This window comes from Bacillus bingmayongensis (genome assembly GCF_000299035.1).
Classification (GTDB): Bacteria; Bacillota; Bacilli; order Bacillales; family Bacillaceae_G; genus Bacillus_A; species Bacillus_A bingmayongensis.
The window spans coordinates 138885-157236 of sequence record NZ_AKCS01000013.1 but is presented as its reverse complement, the minus strand read 5'-3'; the positions used below and the strand labels follow the sequence as shown (position 1 = coordinate 157236).

Genomic DNA, 18352 nt, shown 5'->3' with positions numbered 1-18352 from the left:
ATACAACTCTCCCTTTATACTCAAGCTAATTTTTCACAGGGAAGTCTACCACCTTTCTATGCATAAAAAAAGTAGCCTCCTTCTATTTCTAGAAAAAGACTACTTTCTTCTATATTATATATTATTTAGGTGAAACAAGAATTTTCACTTGATTTTTATCTTTTACGAGCGCTTCAAATCCTTCTTCTACAACTTGATCCACTGTAATTTTTTTCGTAATTAATTTCTCTGCTTGAATTTGACCAGAGCTAATTAATTTAATAACAGATGGGAAGATGTGACGGTATCCAAGAATACCAACCAGTTCTTTTTCTTTTAATACTAAGTTGTTTGGAGTGATTTTTGCGTCTTTTTCCCATACGCTGACAATCACTGTTTGTCCTTCAAAGCTTGTACTTTCAATTGCTTGACGAAGTACAACTTCAACACCAGTTACTTCGAAACTAACATTTACACCTAAACCATTTGTTAAGTTACGAATTTCTGCTAGCACATCTTGCTCTGCTGGATTTAATACGTAATCAGCGCCTGCTAATTTTGCTAACTCTTGACGTTCTTTAGAAAGTTCAACTGCAATAACAGGTGTTGCACCTGCTGCTTTAGCAGCTTGGATAACAAGAAGTCCGATTGGGCCACAGCCAAATACCGCTACAGCTTCGCCTTCTTTTAATTTACTTTGACGCACTGCATGAACTGCAACTGCTGCTGGTTCTACAAGTGCTCCTTGTTCATAAGTCATTTCATCTGGGATATGGTGAACCATATCTGCTGGTACTACAGTATATTCAGAGAAGCCTCCTCCATCGCCACCAAGACCATGGAAAACAAGTTGTTCACAAACGTTATAATGACCATGTTTACAAGCTTCACATTTACCACAAGAATAAATAGGTTCTACAACAACGCGGTCCCCTACTTTATGATTTGTAACACCTTCACCGATTTCAACAACTTCACCACTAAACTCATGACCTAAAATAACAGGTGCTTTCACATGTGTTAGTGGATGTTCTTCTGTTGGAATAAAAATAGGTCCTGCTAAATATTCATGTAAATCTGTTCCACAAATACCACACCATTTAATTTTGATTTTCACTGCTCCTGATCGTACAGTTGGTTCTGGAACTTCTTCTACTCTTACATCACGTTGATTATGCCAAAGTAATGCTTTCATTTTATGCATCCCTCTCTATGTATATATACTTAACCTGGTGAAGTTTACCAATCTATTATAGTACTTCTATCCATATATTTCAAAAAAATAATCTGAATTTCACTAAATTTTAACAGAAAAGTTCACTTTTTTGTCACTTTGTACTTTTTTCCACATCTGTTAATTCAATTTCATTGCAGGGGAAATTCGCATTATGCCATAATAGCAGAGGAGAGGTGAACATCGCTTGAAATATTTCATTTATTTTATTGTTATCGTAGCGTTTTTAGATACATTTTCACAATTACCTATTATGAGTACTTACGCGCAAAGCCTCGGAGGAACTCCTCTTATTATCGGTCTTGTTGTAGGAATGTACTCGTTTGCCAATATGATTGGCAATATTATCGCAGGTGCATCTGTTGATAAATTTGGAGCAAAGAAAGTACTCTATATAAGTATGGGAATTACGAGTCTCATAGTATTATTGTATACCGTTGTTCAGAGCGGCGAACAATTACTTATCGTTCGCTTTTTACACGGATTTAGTGATGGCTTCTTAATCCCTGCAGCCTTTACTTTCCTATCTAAACAAACGAAATCTACAAAACAAGGAAAAGCAATGGCACTATCTGGTGCCGCTGTCGGAACAGCTGCTATCGTCGGCCCTGCTTTCAGTGGAATTATGAAAGCTGCTGCAGGTGTAGAATGGGTCTTTGTGACTATTTCTATCTTAATGGTATTCGGTACAATCGTATCCCTTTTCTTGTTACCAAACAATGTGACTAGAAAAGATACTTCACGGACGCAAATGATGAACAAAGAAGATATGATAGGATTACTAAAATCCGAACCATTATTACAAGCATATATTGGTGCTTTTACATTAATGTTCTCACAAGGAATCGTCACATATATGTTACCCGTAAAAGTAGAAGCATTGGCACTCAAAGCATCCACAACAGGCATGATGCTAAGTGTATTTGGGATCACTGCCATCCTCTTCTTCTTGCTACCAACAAATCGTATTTATGATCGCTTTGACCGTTCAAAAATGATGCTAATCGGTATTACAGTTATGGCACTTGCCTTATCATTACTTGGTATATTTACAACAAAAGGAATGCTCTTTATTGTGATGATGATTTACGGAATTGGATTCGCCATCCTCTTCCCATCTATTAATGCTTTACTTGTTGAAAATACAACTGAAGATAAACGCGGGAAGGCATTCGGATTATTTTACGCATTCTTCTCATTAGGCGTTGTCGCTGGATCCTTTACAGTTGGAGCAATCGGAGCATCACCGAGCGTAAGCTTTGTAATTGGAACTGCATTCTTACTAACATTTGCTTCCATGATTTATGTGAGGGGAAAAGTAAAAAAGACAATGATGGGTTAGATTCCATCATTGTCTTTTTATTTTTAGGTAACTTATTTACTGAAAGCACTTTGTATCAAGGACATATGCTGTAGCATATCCATTCGCCTTATACATCCATATATATCAAATATCTCAATATAATTCCTCTTCTATCTCTACCACCTGTGTTCCAGCAATAAAATCATGAATTGCTCTTTTATCCTCACGTAACCCTACCATAAATGCACTTATAATAAATCCAATTCCTAATGTAAGAGTATATACAATTACAGCTATCAAATGACGCATACATGTAGTCCATAATGTAATTTTTTCTCCATCTATACGAATAATTTGGATTTCTAGTACTCTCTTTCCTACTGTGAATCCTAGCCATATAGCAGGTACAATTAGGAAATATAAAAAGTGTAAAATATTTACTATCATTTCCGTATGAGACTTCGATACATGTAAAATTAACAAAATAGTATAAATAGGAACAAACAGTAACCCATCAACAATACAGGCTAAAAATCTCTTCCCAAATCCTGCTGCTTCCTTTTCATACATGTTGCTCCCTCTCCTTTTGAAACAATCTCCTCTTTATAAGTAAAAGTTTTCTGGATGTTTAATCTTAAATATAACCGACCTTATCTCTATATACAATCACTCTCCTATCATTTCTAATAGAAATTGAATAACCATTGCATATACCTCGACAATTTCCTTGGAAATATTTCTTTTCCCTACAGCATTTGATAGACCCTCTTTTCAAAATCTTTATAACGTGGTATTAGGCAATTTTAGCTCTTACAAATTCAAAATATTGGTTATACAGTTAAATTATCCAAAAATATACTCTATATAACGTAAGTGCAACCGTAAGTTTACAAAATGCATTTCTCAGAAGATAGAATAGAGAGCAATATTTACATACAATTTAGTTATCAAAACAAAGGGGGTTATACATATGGCGTTTGGTGAGAAGCTTTTTAAATTAAGAAAAGAAAATGGCCTTTCTCAAGAGGCATTAGCTGAAAAATTAAACACTACAAGACAGGCTATTAGTAAATGGGAAAATGGACAGGGGGTTCCTGAAACCGAAAAACTTCTAATGATTGGAAATGTTTTCGGGGTATCTGTTTATTATTTGTTAAAAGATACGATTGAACAAAGCCATGAAAATGAACTAGGATATTATGTAAGTAGAGAAATGGCAGAAGGGTACTTCTTATATGAGCAAAAAATTTCTAAATATATTGCTTTAGGGTTTAGCCTACTTATTTTATCTACCGTACCATATTTGATTTTTAAACAGGATCCAGCAATTTATACATTCCTTATCATTATAATTGCTGTCCTTGGTATTGGAGCTATTTTGGCATGTGTATCTATAGAAGATAATAGATATAAAATACTAAAAAAAGAAGTACTAATATTTGACCAAAACTTTCTTAAAGAGTTGACAGCGAGGTATGAAATTATTAAGAGGAAGTATACTCCAGTAATGATAGTTGGAGTTTGTTCAATTGTAGCGGGTGGAATACCGTTTTTGTTAGAAAGAAAAATATAACTTCAGGATTTTTAGTACCGTATTATCCGTTTTTTGTAGCTTTAATTGCTGTTGGTGTCTACATTTTCATTCGCACAGCAGGAATATTAGAAACATATAAACTTCTGGTGGAAAATGAAGAACATAGTAATCGCTTATTTTTTAAACTTAGAAAGAAAGTGAGAAAAATGGTGAATGATTTTTAACAGTACCACACCATTCAACTAAAAAACTCATGAGCTTTTCTATATGATAAAAAATCACAACCCAAACAAGTGAGTTGTGATTTTTTATTATATTTATTTTCCTTGTGTTTTCTCCCAATCCGCTAAAAACTTCTCAATCCCTTGATCTGTTAACGGATGTTTCACTAATGCTCCAATTACATTCGCTGGGATTGTTGCGATATGTGCACCGTTTAATGCTGCGTCTGTTACGTGAACACTATGCCGTACAGATGCTGCAATAATTTCTGTTTCAATACCGTGAATTGCAAAGATCTCAGCAATTTGGCGAATTAAATCCATACCGTTATGACCGATATCATCTAAACGACCTAAGAATGGAGATACATATGTTGCTCCAGCGCGCGCTGCAAGTAATGCTTGTACTGCTGAGAATACTAACGTAACGTTTGTACGAATTCCTAAATCAGAGAATGCTTTTACTGCTTTTAATCCTTCTTTTGTCATTGGAACTTTTACAACAACGTTTGGAGCGATTTTTGCTAATTCTTTTCCTTCTTCAATCATCTTATCTGCTTCTAAGCTAATTACTTCTGCACTTACAGGTCCTTCTACAACGCTGCAAATTTCACGAATACGCTCATGGAAATCTACGCCTTCTTTTGCTACAAGTGATGGATTTGTTGTAACGCCTGCTAATACGCCTAGTTCATTTGCCTCTTTAATTTCATTAATGTTTGCTGTATCAATAAAGAATTTCATTTGTTATTCTTCCTTCCTAATTTTCATTTTATATTTATTTTTTCTTAATAAGCTCTAATTCAATCGGAATGAATTTTTCCACTTTTTTACCTTGCTTCACCTGTTTTGCTGTTTCCATCGCCTTCTCCCCGATTAATTCCGGTTTTTGTGCAACAGTTGCTGCCATACGTCCATCATTAACCGCTTTCACAGCATCGTCTGTTGCATCAAATCCAACAACAACGACATCTGTCTTCCCAGCAGATTTTAATGCCTCAAGCGCACCTAATGCCATTTCATCGTTATGAGCAAATACTGCTTTTATATCATTATTTGCCTGTAATATGTTTTCCATAACTGATAATCCTTTGGCACGGTCAAAGTCAGCAGCTTGCTTTGCAACTACTTTTAACCCTTTATCCGCAACTTTATGGAATCCTTTCCCGCGCTCACGAGCAGCGGATGATCCAGGAATCCCTTCTAACTCAGCAACATTTGCTCCTTCACCAACAAGTTCACGAATGTATTCACCTGCCATATTTCCACCTTCAACATTATCGGAAGCAATATGAGAAACAACTTTCCCTGAGTTTGCAACGCGGTCTACTGTAATAACAGGAATATTCGCCGCATTGGCCGCACTTACCGCTGAGGCAACCGCATCTGAATCTGTTGGATTAATAACAACTACGTCAACGCCTTTTTGAATTAAGTCTTCGACATCGTTCGTTTGCTTCGCGGCATCGTTTTGTGCATCAACAGCAATCAGCTCAATACCAGTATCTTTCGCTTTTTTTTCTGCACCTTTTTTCAACGTAACGAAAAATGGATTGTTTAAAGTGGAAACAGAAAATCCAACTTTAATAGTTTTATTTCGACCTTTATCGCTAGAATCCTTCGCCCATTCTGGTGGTTCCATTGAACAACCAGCAGTGATTACCATTATGAATGCAACGAGTACAAGCAACCATTTTTTCATGAATTGTCCCTCCATTATGCTTCTTTTCGACGATCAATTAGTACAGCAAGTAAGATAACAAGCCCTTTTACAACTTGTTGGAAGAAAGATGATACTCCTAATAAATTTAGGCCGTTATTTAGTACACCGATAATCAGTACACCGATGAATGTACCGACAATCCAACCTCTTCCGCCAGAAAGACTTGTTCCTCCTAATACAACTGCAGCAATTGCATCTAATTCGTAAGAAGAACCAGCAGTTGGCTGTGCAGAATCTAAGCGTGATGTTAACACAATACCTGCAAGCGCTGCCAAAATTCCAGAAAGACCATAAATCATTACTTTTATTTTCGTTACATTAATCCCCGATAACGCTGCGGCCTCTTCATTCCCACCGATTGCAAATGTACGGCGCCCAAACGTCGTTTTCTTTAAAATAAAGTACAATACAGCAAAAGCAATCATCATCGTTACAGCTGGTACAGGAATACCAAGGAAGTAACCACGGCCAAACATTTGAAACATTAAGTGATCACCAAGACCTGTGATCGGACGTCCGTCCATGTAAACAAGTGTGAGCCCGCGAAAAATAGTCATTGTTGCTAATGTCGCAATAAATGGTGCCACTTTTCCTTTTGCAATGATGATACCGTTTACAATCCCCATTACAAGACCTGCTAATAATCCAACTGCCATTGCAAGGAACGGATCCATGCCACTTGCCATCATTCCAGCAACAAGTGCACTTGATAATGCTAAAATAGAACCTACCGATAAGTCAATACCCCCTGTTAAAATAACGAAGGTCATTCCAAATGCAATGAGTGCATTAATCGATACTTGGCGCAAAATATTAAATAAATTTGGAATTTCAATAAACGCTGGATTTAATGCCGTAATGACTACAATGATAAGCACCAATCCAATTAAAGAACCAAGTTGTTGCAATACATTCCCCTTTTTAGTCATAACTTATTCTCCCCCTGTAGCTAATGCCATAATGGACTCTTGTGTTGCTTTATCTTTTTCTAAAATACCGCCGACTTTCCCTTCATGAATAACAAGGACACGATCGCTCATTCCTAACACTTCGGGCAGTTCGGATGAAACCATAATAACGGCATCCCCTTGATTTGTAAGCTTGTTCATAATAGAGTAAATTTCTTTTTTAGCACCAACATCAACCCCTCGCGTTGGTTCATCTAAAATTAATAACTGCGGATGAATCCCAAGCCATTTCGCAATTACAACCTTTTGCTGATTCCCACCAGAAAGCGATTTGACTGGTTGTTCCCCATTTGCCGCTTTTACATTAAGAAGTTTCATCATATCGGCTGCAAACTGCTCTTCTGTTCCTTTATCCATTACACTACCTTTTGAAAGACTTTCTAAGTTTGGCAATGCTAAATTTTCACGAATTGAAAAGTCTAATACAAGTCCTTCTGATTTTCGATCCTCAGTGATAAAAGCAATTCGTTGCCGTATTGCATCGATTGGACTATCAATCTTCACTTCTTTACCGTTTATCAATATTTGTCCTGAGTCTAATGGTTCATATCCAAAAATTGCTTTCATAATATCGGTACGACCAGCACCCATTAATCCGGCAACTCCAAGAATTTCACCTTTTCTAACTTGAAACGAAATATTTTCAAACTTCCCTTTTTTCGTTCCGTTACGCATTTCAAAAATAACTTCTCCGATCTTCGCACTACGCTCCGGATAACGCTCACCAATGCTGCGACCAACCATCATACTCACCACTTCATCAAATGACGTTTCAGGAATTAATCTCGTTCCTACATATTCTCCATCACGTAAAATCGTAATAGCATCACAGATTGAAAAAATTTCTTCCATACGATGTGAAATGTAAACGAAAGATACACCTTCTTTACGTAATTTATTAATAACCGTAAAGAGCGTTTCAATTTCGCGATCGGTTAAGGCAGCTGTCGGCTCGTCCATAATAATAACGCTTGCATTTGTCATTAAAGCCTTACCAATTTCAATAATTTGCTGTTGTCCGACTGATAGTTCCCCAGCGAGCATAGCCCCTTTTACGTGAAGCCCAAGACTTGCTAATTGTTGCTGCGCGATTGCATTCATTTGACGCGTACGCAGAATGCCTGTTTTCCCATACATAAGCTCTTTTCCAAGAAACATATTTTCAGCAACTGTTAAATTCGGTAGTATGTTCAGTTCTTGATGAATAAAAGCAATCCCATACTCTTCTGCTTCTTTCGCGTTTTTAAATGTCCGTTCTTGCCCATCAATCGTGACTTGACCACCATCTCTCGTATATACACCTGTTAAAATTTTCATGAGCGTTGATTTACCCGCTCCATTTTCCCCCATCAGTGCATGGACTTCTCCTGTTTCAATACGAAACTGTGCGTTCTTCAAAACAGGATTACCATTGAACGCTTTTGAAATGTTTTTCATTTCAATACGCATTCTCATCACATCCCTTTATTAAAAAATCACGCCTGCGTGTAAAATAACATTCGCATATGGCGTTGCTTCTCCTGTACGAATAATTGCCTTCGCCTGTTTTGTATGTTCTTTAAACTGCTCATGAGACACGTATTCAAAAGCAGCATCTTTTAAACGCAGCTCAACTTCTTTGTTTACTTCTGCGTTATTCATCGTAATCTCTTCTGCTAATGTTAATTTTTCAATTGCCATGTCATCTATCACAACTTGTAATACATCTAGAAAAGATGGTTTTCCAAGCTCTACTGCTAAATCAATTCGTTTCACGCCATCAGGAATTGGTAAGCCACAATCAGCAAGAACAATTGTATCCGTGTGCCCAAGTGAGGCAAGTACTGCAGCGATTTCACTATTTAATACACCATGCTTTTTCATCCTACGATCACCTGCACCTCTCGCAATCTTTCCCTTGTTGGCATACCGCCTTGTGCTCCAAGTTTTGTTACAGAAAGACCACCAGCAATATTTGCAAAACGAATTGCTTTTTGTAATGTTTCTCCTTCAGAAAGTGCAACTGCTAACGCACCATTAAATGTGTCACCAGCTCCTGTCGTATCCACTACTTCTACAGAAATACTTGGAACATGAACAATTTCTGTACCATTATGGAAGCAAACGCCTTTGCTACCTTCTGTCATCAATAACTTATTTGGGTATTTCGCAAGTAACTCTTCAATTGTTGACGTAAAATCATCTAATACAATGCGGCATTCATGCTCATTCGGTGTAATATACGTCGCCTTTTCCAAAATATCTGCTGGCAACACTTGTGCTGGAGCTGGGTTTAACATAACTGGAATTTTATGCTCCTCACAAATAGCAAGAACGTACTTCACTGTTTCAAGCGGAATTTCCAGTTGAAGGACAACCATATCCGCTTTTACAAGAAGATCTTTCGCACGATCTACAATTTGTTCATTCACAAGACGATTTGCGCCTTGGACAACGACAATACTGTTATCTTCTTCCGCTAAAACAATATGAGCAATTCCTGTTGTTTCGTCTGCAACCGGTACCACATAGTCAATAAAAATACGTTCATTCTCTAAATTATTTCTAACTACTTTACCATAACCATCATTTCCAACAGCTCCAACCATTGCTACATTCGCACCTAGTCTAGCTGCAGCAACAGCTTGGTTAGCTCCCTTTCCTCCTGGTACTGTGTGAAATGCTTCTCCAATCACCGTTTCTCCTGCTTTTGGCCGTTTTTGTGAAACGGCTACTAAGTCCATTGAAATACTGCCTACTACTGCAATGTTTGGCATATATCTCATCTCCTTACCTCGTTGTATTTCGTTCTATAATTTTAATCGGTAAACGATAATGTTCTGTTTCTAATGATTTTCCTTCCATCTGCTCTAACAATACCTCCGTTGCAATGCGTCCCATTTCATAAATAGGCTGTGCAACTGTTGTAAGAGATGGGTACATCATTTCTGTTAATGAAATACCATCAAATCCAATGATTTGCAAATCATCTGGAATGGAAATTCCCTTTTGTAGCGCCGCTTTGACTGCACCAATTGCAATCAAATCATTTCCAGCTACAATACCATCAATATACGGATGTTCTTCTAATAATTCCATTGCCACACGTTCGCTATCTGCTGGATCAAACGTACTCTCTGCGATCATATAAGAAAGTCCATATTGTGTAATAACATCTACAAAGCCTTCAAAACGCTCATTTGCTGTACTCACGTCACGCGGACCACGAATATGTGCAATATGTTTGCAACCTTTTTCTAACAATAACTTTGTCGCTTCTTGAATTCCTGCATAGTTATCTGCATATACGGTTGGAATACGTTCATTGAACATGCGGTCAATTGCCACGACTGGTACAGATAAGTTCATGTAATTCATGCTGTTTTGTGGATTCGTTGCTACAATAAAGCCATCTACATTATTTTGTTTAAGCACATCAATGTACTGCTTTTCTTTTTCTAAACTTTCATCAGAATTACACAGTACAACTGTATATCCCTGCTTATGTGCTACATCCTCTACGGCACGCGCAACTTCTGGAAAGAATGGATTCACGATATTTGGAACAACCAAACCAATTAAATGAGATTTTTTATTATATAAAGAACGTGCTACTGTACTAGGTTTGTAATCCAGCAGTTCAATTGCTCGCTCTACTTTTTTTAACGTATCTTCGTGAACATATCCATTCTTATTTAACACCCTGGAAACGGTCGCAACAGATACTCCCGCTAATTTCGCAACGTCTTTAATTGTACTCATTTTCTTCCCTCTCCATTCCATGTAACCGTTTACAGAAAATAATATAACTCATTTACAAAAAGACGTCAATCATTTATAACAAAAAAACTTACGTGTTATACTATAAAAAAAGCATCGCCATAAGGCGATGCTTTTTCCTATTATGAATACGATACGTTTGTATCTTTGTCTTCTACAGCCGGCTCTTCTGCGTCTTTTTTACGATCAGAAAGCTTGATTTTCTGTAGGAAAATCGTAAATACAGCACCAACTACGATAAAGACTAAGCCTGTTAGGAATACACTATGAAGTGAATCTATTAAAGATGTTTTTAAAATAGGTACAATACTATTTGAAATTGCTTCTGGCATTTGTTTTAATGCTTCTGGACTAAACAGCATTGAATATAAACCTTGTGGATCTGTATGAATCATATCTTTAAACTTCGTTACCATCTGCCCTGCTTCTGCTGGGAATGTATTTAAGACAGGCACTAATTTATTTGTTAATGTTGTGCCTGAAGTATTATTCATAATAGATCCTAAAATCGTAATCCCGAATGTTCCCCCGATTTGACGGAAGAATTGACTAGAAGATGTAACAACCCCAAGATCTTTTTTCGGGAAGCTTTCTTGTAATGCTAATGTTAATGTTGGCATTACAAGCCCCATTCCTAAACCAATAATACTCATATAAGAAGTTGCAACAAGCTTACTTGTATGCATATCCATTGTTGTTAACAGCCAAAAACCACCAGCCATAATGAGCATCCCTGTAATAATTTGTGGTTTCACGCCAACCTTTAATACGAGCTGACCACCAATAATACTCATCACAATCATCGTAATCATCATTGGTGTCATAATTGTTCCAGATTCAGCAGCACTTACGCCGACAATTCCTTGCATAAAGAATGGTACGAACATAATTGCTCCAAACATTCCAATACTCATAAAGAAACCAATCGCATTCAATAGTGTAAATGTACGGTTCTTAAAGAAATGCATTGGTAAAATTGGCTCTTCTGCCTTCGTTTCAATAATAACAAAACTTACGATACCAATGATAGCAAGTGCAAATAATCCAATGATTTGCCAAGAATCCCACGCATAGTCTTTCCCGCCGAATGTTAATGCAAGTAATAAACTCACAACACCGAGAATCATCGTGAAAATACCAGCAATATCAATTTTAATTGGTCCTGTTTGTTTATGTGATTTTAATCCCATTGCAATAAAGATTGTCGCTAAAACACCAACTGGTAAATTAATGTAAAATACCCATCTCCAGTTAACAGCATCAACAATCCAACCACCTACTTGCGGTCCAACTACAGATGCAAGACCGTAAAGCGCTCCGAAAATTCCTTGCCATTTCGCACGTTCTTTTCCTGTAAACATATCCCCGATAATAATCATTGCCATTGGCATCATAATACCGCCGCCAAGACCTTGAATACCGCGGAAAATAATTAATTCCGTCATACCGTTTGCCATACCACATAATGCTGAACCAACCATAAAGATAATTAATCCTGTAATATATACGTTACGGCGTCCTAATAAATCTGCTAACTTCCCTGCAATTGGTACAACTGTCGTTGATGTTAGCATATATGCTGTTGTTAACCATGTCATTAAGCTTAATCCGCCTAGTTCTCCAACGATGCGCGGCATTGCTGTACCAACAATCGTTCCATCTAATGCAGCAAATAACATCGCAATTACTAGACCGATTAACAACAGGTTTCTATTTTGATTTGCTTGTTGTTCCATGTAATCTCCTCAATTCCATTTAGTTTTTCTCTTTTTTCTCAGATGTCCCGCAAATAATCGCTCCTAGCTTTTCAATCAGGCGTAGTAAATCTTCTCTCTCCTGTAATTCTAATTGTGAAAAGTACTTTGTAATATGTTCATTGCGAGCAGTCATTGCCTTTTCTAATGTATCTTTCCCCTTCGTTGTTAACTCAATTACGACAACACGACGATCATTTTTATCATGATAACGTAGCACGAGTTCCTGATCGATTAAACGATCAATCATCACTGTAATTGCACTTGGTTTCACGTACATTTTCTTCGCCAGCTCTGTCGATCTAGATGCACCGTAATGATCTAAAATTTTCAAAATATAAAACTGCGGTGGTGTAAGTCCTGATGCTTGCAATTGTTCTAATAGCTCTGTTTGCATTTTCTTTCCTATAGAAAATGCTAGAGCCTGAATTTTATCAATATGAGTCATATCATTTTGCATATTATCCACCTCTTATTTAAATAAGAAAATATTTAACGTATTTAAATATTAAATGTTATAAGGAATTTCGTCAACATTTTTATTTCATAAAAACGTTTACAATTCCGTCACAAAATTGTATAATTTGTGACGAAGTTAATAGCGAAGGTCATGGAGAATTAGAGTATACGACTATGGAACATGGAAAGAGCGTCTTTCTATATTTCATGGTCTTTTTTTGTTTACCATGGTATAAAACGCTTATAATAATAGAGGAGGACTTTAGGCGATGTTTCTAACTAATTTATTTAAACCTGCGCCGCATACAGAACGCTTGCCTGCTGACCGCGTAGATAGCGAATACCGCAAACTGCGTTTGCAAGTGTTTTTAGGAATTTTCATTGGCTATGCAGGTTACTATCTTGTTCGCAAAAACTTTTCACTGGCAATGCCTTATCTTGTTGAACAAGGATTTAGCAAAGGAGAACTTGGAGTTATCCTTTCTGCCGTATCTATTGCATATGGCTTAAGTAAATTTATAATGGGGATTGTATCCGACCGTTGTAACCCCCGCTACTTCTTAGCAGCAGGGCTATTTTTATCCGGTATCATTAATATTATTTTTGGTTCATTCTCTTTTATTACAACGAGCATTTTATTAATGTTTGTTCTTCAATTTTTAAATGGTTGGGTACAAGGTATGGGCTGGCCTCCATGTGGTCGTACAATGGTTCATTGGTTCTCTATTAGTGAACGCGGTACAAAAATGTCCATTTGGAACGTTGCCCACAATGTTGGCGGCGGACTTATGGGACCCCTTGTTACACTAGGGCTATTCTTATTTGCTGGTAGCTGGCAAAGTATTTTCTACTTCCCAGGTATTTTTGCAATTTTAGTTGGGATCTATGTATTAATTGTAATGCGCGATACACCACAATCTTGTGGATTACCACCTATTGAAGAATATACAGGTGAATATCCTTCAGATGAAAAAGTGAAAGATCGTGAACGTGAACTTTCGGTAAAAGAAATTTTATTTACGTATGTACTGAACAACAAATTTTTATGGTACATCGCTATCGCTAACGTATTCGTATATTTCGTGCGCTACGGTGTTGTAGACTGGGCACCTACTTACTTAGTAGAAGAAAAAAGCTTTACTCATAATAGTTCTCGTACAGCATATGCATTATACGAATTTGCTGGTATTCCAGGTACACTCCTTTGCGGATGGATGAGCGATAAATTATTTAAAGGGCGCCGTGCACCTGCTGGTATTTTATTTATGGTTGGTGTATTCATTGCCGTTCTTGTTTATTGGTTAAATCCAGCTGGCCATCCAATGATTGATAGCATTGCACTTGTTGCAATTGGTTTCTTAATTTATGGACCAGTTATGTTAATTGGATTACATGCCCTTGACTTAGCACCAAAAAAAGCTGCTGGAACAGCTGCTGGTTTAACAGGTTTCTTCGGTTACCTGGGCGGTGCTGCATTTGCTAGTGCGGCAATGGGCTTTATTGTAGATGCTTTCGGATGGAACGGTGGTTTCATTCTATTACTTGCATCTTGTGTGCTTGCGATTGTCTTCCTTGCTCTTACTTTAAATACAGGATCATCAAAATCTCAGCAAGCATAAAGTGAAACTTTACTCAGTGGGAACAACAGCTGAAGTAAAGAAATAAAATAGCTCTTAGCATTAAAATACATGCTAAGAGCTATTTTTCATTTATGTCTAATGATATTGTCTTGCCAACTATAACAATCATTCCCCTTCTATTTATAACGCTCCTTTTATAAAAACATCTGTTGAAACATTTTCACAGCAATAGCCAACACCACCGAAGTAGTAAATCCCCCTAAACAAATAAGACTCACTCCCTGACTATACGATAAACTTTGAAATGCTTTCATTTCTCTCATCCTTCCATGTATTTGATATTTTTATTTTAGCCATAAAAGGAACTTTATAACATCGATTTTGCTAACAGTAGTCTTACAATTTTGTAAGATTTATCTCTATAAAAAAACAGACAACATCTCTGCTGTCCGTTACTTTACAATCATCACCGGGCATTTCACTCGTTTTGCTATTTTATGACTTACGCTACCAAGTACCATTTCTTGCAATGTATTTAATCCCCTACTCCCCACAATTACAAGATCAATGTCTCCTGTATTTACGTATTGAATAATTGTATCGCCTGGATCACCATGTAAAATCGTAATCTTATAAGAAACTCCTTCTCGCTGTAATAAATTTTCAATTTCTTTTAATCTATCTTTTCGACTAGCTGAAATTGTTTCTATATTTGTTTGTCCCTGTATAATATCTGATTTTGCCGTTCTATTATCTACTACGTATACAACTTCAATGTTTATTTCCTTACTCAATATAGCAATGTGTGCGGCATGTTTTGCTGCACGCATTGCGTGTTCTGAACCATCACATGCTAGTATAATTTGCTTGTACATGTTCTGAAACCCCTTTCGTAGTCATACTCGTATTATAGTACAAAAATCTCCCTTTCGTTCATTCGAAAGGGAGATTCATAACTAACTAGCAACTTTATTCAATGCCTCTTTCTGTTTGTAAGTAGATAGTTTCTTAATAAGTTGTAAACTACGCTCATTTAGTCCAACTACATTTACTTTCACACCCGCTTGCTCATACTTCATAGCAACTTTATCAACCGCAGCGACAGCTGAATCATCCCATACATGGGCGTGTGTAAAATCAATTTCTACTTCTTTTACATCTTCTTTAAACTGAAACGCGTTTATAAATTCTGTAGTAGATGCAAAAAAGAGTTGTCCATGAATGGCATATACTTTTTTCTCACCAACATAAAAATGTTTCACGTGAATCTTTGCCATGTTGAACGCAAATAAAACTGCACTTATCACCGTACCAATCATAACACCAAGAGCTAGATTATGTGTAACAAGAACAATTGCAACTGTTACAATCATAACAAATGCATCACCTTTCGGAACTTTATGAAGAGTAAATACAGAGTTCCAATCAAATGTTCCAATAGAAACCATAATCATAACCGCAACTAACGCCGCCATTGGAATATGAACAACATAGTCACCTAGAACGAAGAGCAATACAATTAAAAATCCACCTGCTACGAATGTGGATAAGCGACCTCGACCACCTGATTTCATATTAATAATAGATTGTCCAATCATCGCACACCCCGCCATTCCACCAAAGAAACCAGCAACAATATTAGAAATTCCTTGTCCACGCGCTTCTTTATGCTTATTACTTGGTGTGTCTGTCATATCATCTAAAAGAGATGCCGTTAATAGTGATTCTAATAAACCGATAACCGCTAACATAATAGAATATGGTAAAATAATAGCTAATGTTTCTAAGGTAAATGGCACATCCGGAATACCAAAAAACGGTAATTCAGTTGGTAAACTTCCCATGTCACCAACTGTACGTAATTGAAAACCGCCTAACAGCGCAATACTTGTCACGACAATAATAGCAATAAGTGTAGAAGGCACTGCCGTTGTAATACGTGGAAATAGATAAATAATTGCGAGTCCTAATGCTACTAACGCATACATTTGCCAGTTTGCACCTTTAAAGTGTGGCAATTGTGCTGTAAAAACTAAAATCCCTAACGAATTTACAAATCCACTCATAACAGAACGGGGAACGAATTTCATGAATGAACTTAGTTTTAACACTCCAAAAATAATTTGAACAACACCGGTCAAAATTGTTGCAGCAAACAAATACTGCAATCCATAACCTTTTACAATTGTTACCATCAATAATGCCATCGCACCTGTTGCCGCAGAAATCATGCCCGGTCTTCCGCCCACAAACGAAATTGTTACAGCAATACAAAATGCAGCGTATAGTCCAACCATCGGGTCTACACCTGCAATAACGGAGAAGGCAATCGCTTCAGGAATTAATGCTAACGCAACGACAATCCCTGACAATACATCGCCTTTCACATTGGAAAACCATTCAGTTTTTATAGTTTGAAACAAAATAACACTCCTCTATTTTTCTATTTTTGATTTCCTCCGTAAGAAAATCGGTCCGACTGCACGAAAGCTATTATATAACGAATGTCAGATTTTCTGCTATGAAAAACTTTCCCAAATACAAAAAGACGCTACCTCATGCAGCGTCTTTTCTTTTAATGTCCACCGTGTCCCCCACCATTTTCTTGAACAATCTCTAACTTTTCATCAAGTATTCCTTGTGTTTCAAACGAGATATTCTCTGTATTCCCTAATAAAAAGCCGTGGTTATATGGCCCGAGCGTTGGATCATCTTTAAATTTTGGTTGAATCGTAGCTAATAAATCATATACAGGCTGTGACACTTTCCCTTTATCTAATAAAAGAACCGGTGCGTGTTTCCCCATATGCGAGAATGGTGCTCCGGCGATTGCTAAATCAGGTGTTTCTGTTGAAACAAATGACACGCCATGCCCTGGCTTTTTGAACCCCCAGCCAAATTTCGTTTTTTCATCTTTAAACTTAGCAAAGGCGATTGAATTCTCTGTCGGAGTTTCTCCACTAATACGGGTTACTTTCCCATGCTTACTTAACTGCTTTTCTACCTCTTTTGAAATAATTTTTTCTGGACCTAACACATATATATTCGCCTTACCTTTTCTTGCTTTCAATGCCTCAATTGTAGCCTCTGGTACTTTATCTTTTGTTACATATAAAAGAGATTCTGGCATATGCGCAATCCAGTTCACAGTAGGTGTTGTATACAATCGCCCTTCTTCTTCAGAAGAACCAATAATGACGCTTTCCGGATACTTTCCTGTTATATCCGCATATTCTTTATCAACATCTTTCGCAAATACAGCTGGATCCGTTTCTTTTATTTGTTTTACTTTATATTCTTTTAATTGCTCTAATGTAGAAGATTCTACATCTCCCATCACCATAATTTGCGTTCCATCTTTTGTTCCGATTGGATTTAATCGTTTTATTTCTTTTAACGTTGCTTCTGGAATACTTTCTTTATTTATAAATAAAATAGGTCCATTGTTTGGATGGTGAATAAGATCCGCACTAGCAATACCAATTTGCCAACTATTAACTGGGACTAAAATTACTGCTCCCGGTTGATTTTCTTTATGAGTCGCTGGCCATATTGTTTGGGATGTTAATACTGCCATTTGCACAGGGGCATTTGTGTTTAATCGTGTTATATTTTTTAAACTTGTTGTTAATACATCACTAGATGCATTTGCATTCATTTCTTTCGGCGCCATCGCTTCATGATTCATTTTCATCTCTTTCTGATGCTCACTCTTCTGCTCTTTTGCACCTTCAGTCTTCTTTTGCTCCGTATTCATTTGTCCACAAGCTGTAAGCCCAAGTGCCGCAATTATTGTCATACTTAAAACTCGAGTTGTTTTTTTCACTATATCCCCTCC

General features: G+C 37.0%; 17 protein-coding genes and 1 pseudogene. 3 read left to right on the top strand and 15 right to left on the bottom strand.

Going from position 1 to position 18352, the window contains the following annotated elements; translation table 11 throughout:
• Positions 1-121 precede the first annotated feature (121 nt).
• Positions 122-1174, bottom strand: a complete 1053-nt coding sequence (gene bdhA, locus Y7E_RS0103775; RefSeq protein ID WP_017149984.1) for a (R,R)-butanediol dehydrogenase — start codon at positions 1172-1174, stop codon at positions 122-124.
• A gap of 226 nt (positions 1175-1400) precedes the next feature.
• On the opposite strand from bdhA, the gene Y7E_RS0103770 reads away from it, so the two are divergent.
• Positions 1401-2555, top strand: a complete 1155-nt coding sequence (locus Y7E_RS0103770) for an MFS transporter (protein WP_017149983.1) — start codon at positions 1401-1403, stop codon at positions 2553-2555.
• Between the two features lie 114 nt (positions 2556-2669).
• Here Y7E_RS0103770 and Y7E_RS0103765 read toward each other — a convergent pair whose 3' ends face one another.
• Complete coding sequence (locus Y7E_RS0103765; protein WP_017149982.1) at positions 2670-3086, bottom strand: RDD family protein; 417 nt, start codon at positions 3084-3086, stop codon at positions 2670-2672.
• A gap of 400 nt (positions 3087-3486) precedes the next feature.
• On the opposite strand from Y7E_RS0103765, the pseudogene Y7E_RS29085 reads away from it, so the two are divergent.
• Positions 3487-4274: pseudogene (locus Y7E_RS29085) on the top strand (helix-turn-helix domain-containing protein).
• 93 nt (positions 4275-4367) lie between these two features.
• Here the strand turns inward: Y7E_RS29085 and fsa are convergent.
• From fsa to Y7E_RS0103715, 9 genes are all read right to left on the bottom strand, one after another.
• Complete coding sequence (fsa, locus tag Y7E_RS0103755) at positions 4368-5015, bottom strand: fructose-6-phosphate aldolase (RefSeq protein ID WP_017149980.1); 648 nt, start codon at positions 5013-5015, stop codon at positions 4368-4370.
• 34 nt (positions 5016-5049) lie between these two features.
• Positions 5050-5973: a ribose ABC transporter substrate-binding protein RbsB gene (gene rbsB, locus Y7E_RS0103750; protein ID WP_017149979.1), complete on the bottom strand. Its 924-nt coding sequence runs from the start codon at positions 5971-5973 to the stop codon at positions 5050-5052.
• A 14-nt stretch (positions 5974-5987) separates the two neighbouring features.
• Positions 5988-6923, bottom strand: a complete 936-nt coding sequence (locus Y7E_RS0103745; protein WP_017149978.1) for an ABC transporter permease subunit — start codon at positions 6921-6923, stop codon at positions 5988-5990.
• A gap of 3 nt (positions 6924-6926) precedes the next feature.
• A complete protein-coding gene (gene rbsA / locus Y7E_RS0103740; RefSeq protein ID WP_017149977.1) occupies positions 6927-8411 on the bottom strand; it encodes a ribose ABC transporter ATP-binding protein RbsA in 1485 nt (494 codons plus the stop codon).
• An 18-nt stretch (positions 8412-8429) separates the two neighbouring features.
• Positions 8430-8825, bottom strand: a complete 396-nt coding sequence (gene rbsD / locus Y7E_RS0103735; protein WP_017149976.1) for a D-ribose pyranase — start codon at positions 8823-8825, stop codon at positions 8430-8432.
• The gene (gene rbsK, locus Y7E_RS0103730) at positions 8822-9718 is read right to left on the bottom strand and encodes a ribokinase (RefSeq protein ID WP_017149975.1); all 897 of its coding nucleotides are present in this window, start codon (positions 9716-9718) and stop codon (positions 8822-8824) included. Before rbsK ends, rbsD begins: the two co-directional genes overlap by 4 nt.
• 13 nt (positions 9719-9731) lie before the next feature.
• Complete coding sequence (locus Y7E_RS0103725; RefSeq protein ID WP_337460018.1) at positions 9732-10724, bottom strand: LacI family DNA-binding transcriptional regulator; 993 nt, start codon at positions 10722-10724, stop codon at positions 9732-9734.
• Positions 10725-10843: 119 nt separating this feature from the next.
• Positions 10844-12457, bottom strand: coding sequence for an MDR family MFS transporter (locus tag Y7E_RS0103720; RefSeq protein WP_017149973.1), 1614 nt, complete (start codon positions 12455-12457; stop codon positions 10844-10846).
• 19 nt (positions 12458-12476) lie between these two features.
• Complete coding sequence (locus Y7E_RS0103715; protein ID WP_017149972.1) at positions 12477-12935, bottom strand: MarR family winged helix-turn-helix transcriptional regulator; 459 nt, start codon at positions 12933-12935, stop codon at positions 12477-12479.
• Positions 12936-13203: 268 nt separating this feature from the next.
• On the opposite strand from Y7E_RS0103715, the gene glpT reads away from it, so the two are divergent.
• Complete coding sequence (glpT, locus tag Y7E_RS0103710) at positions 13204-14553, top strand: glycerol-3-phosphate transporter (RefSeq protein ID WP_017149971.1); 1350 nt, start codon at positions 13204-13206, stop codon at positions 14551-14553.
• A gap of 155 nt (positions 14554-14708) precedes the next feature.
• On the opposite strand, the gene Y7E_RS30870 is transcribed toward glpT, so the two are convergent.
• From Y7E_RS30870 to Y7E_RS0103690, 4 genes are all read right to left on the bottom strand, one after another.
• Positions 14709-14828, bottom strand: a complete 120-nt coding sequence (locus Y7E_RS30870; RefSeq protein WP_017149970.1) for a DUF4027 family protein — start codon at positions 14826-14828, stop codon at positions 14709-14711.
• 138 nt (positions 14829-14966) lie between these two features.
• On the bottom strand, positions 14967-15389 hold the full coding sequence (locus tag Y7E_RS0103700) for a universal stress protein (protein WP_017149969.1): 423 nt from the start codon (positions 15387-15389) through the stop codon (positions 14967-14969).
• Between the two features lie 81 nt (positions 15390-15470).
• Positions 15471-16937, bottom strand: coding sequence for a SulP family inorganic anion transporter (locus Y7E_RS0103695; RefSeq protein WP_017149968.1), 1467 nt, complete (start codon positions 16935-16937; stop codon positions 15471-15473).
• 152 nt (positions 16938-17089) lie between these two features.
• Positions 17090-18340, bottom strand: a complete 1251-nt coding sequence (locus tag Y7E_RS0103690) for a hypothetical protein (RefSeq protein WP_017149967.1) — start codon at positions 18338-18340, stop codon at positions 17090-17092.
• Between the last annotated feature and the right edge of the window lie 12 nt (positions 18341-18352).

What these genes read in the sequence shown, in the direction of transcription:
- bdhA (WP_017149984.1), bottom strand. Translation starts at nt 1,174, where the DNA reads ATGAAAGCATTACTTTGGCATAATCAACGTGATGTAAGAGTAGAAGAA.
- Y7E_RS0103765 (WP_017149982.1), bottom strand. Translation starts at nt 3,086, where the DNA reads ATGTATGAAAAGGAAGCAGCAGGATTTGGGAAGAGATTTTTAGCCTGT.
- fsa (WP_017149980.1), bottom strand. Translation starts at nt 5,015, where the DNA reads ATGAAATTCTTTATTGATACAGCAAACATTAATGAAATTAAAGAGGCA.
- rbsB (WP_017149979.1), bottom strand. Translation starts at nt 5,973, where the DNA reads ATGAAAAAATGGTTGCTTGTACTCGTTGCATTCATAATGGTAATCACT.
- Y7E_RS0103745 (WP_017149978.1), bottom strand. Translation starts at nt 6,923, where the DNA reads ATGACTAAAAAGGGGAATGTATTGCAACAACTTGGTTCTTTAATTGGA.
- rbsA (WP_017149977.1), bottom strand. Translation starts at nt 8,411, where the DNA reads ATGCGTATTGAAATGAAAAACATTTCAAAAGCGTTCAATGGTAATCCT.
- rbsD (WP_017149976.1), bottom strand. Translation starts at nt 8,825, where the DNA reads ATGAAAAAGCATGGTGTATTAAATAGTGAAATCGCTGCAGTACTTGCC.
- rbsK (WP_017149975.1), bottom strand. Translation starts at nt 9,718, where the DNA reads ATGCCAAACATTGCAGTAGTAGGCAGTATTTCAATGGACTTAGTAGCC.
- Y7E_RS0103725 (WP_337460018.1), bottom strand. Translation starts at nt 10,724, where the DNA reads ATGGAATGGAGAGGGAAGAAAATGAGTACAATTAAAGACGTTGCGAAA.
- Y7E_RS0103720 (WP_017149973.1), bottom strand. Translation starts at nt 12,457, where the DNA reads ATGGAACAACAAGCAAATCAAAATAGAAACCTGTTGTTAATCGGTCTA.
- Y7E_RS0103715 (WP_017149972.1), bottom strand. Translation starts at nt 12,935, where the DNA reads ATGCAAAATGATATGACTCATATTGATAAAATTCAGGCTCTAGCATTT.
- glpT (WP_017149971.1), top strand. Translation starts at nt 13,204, where the DNA reads ATGTTTCTAACTAATTTATTTAAACCTGCGCCGCATACAGAACGCTTG.
- Y7E_RS30870 (WP_017149970.1), bottom strand. Translation starts at nt 14,828, where the DNA reads ATGAAAGCATTTCAAAGTTTATCGTATAGTCAGGGAGTGAGTCTTATT.
- Y7E_RS0103700 (WP_017149969.1), bottom strand. Translation starts at nt 15,389, where the DNA reads ATGTACAAGCAAATTATACTAGCATGTGATGGTTCAGAACACGCAATG.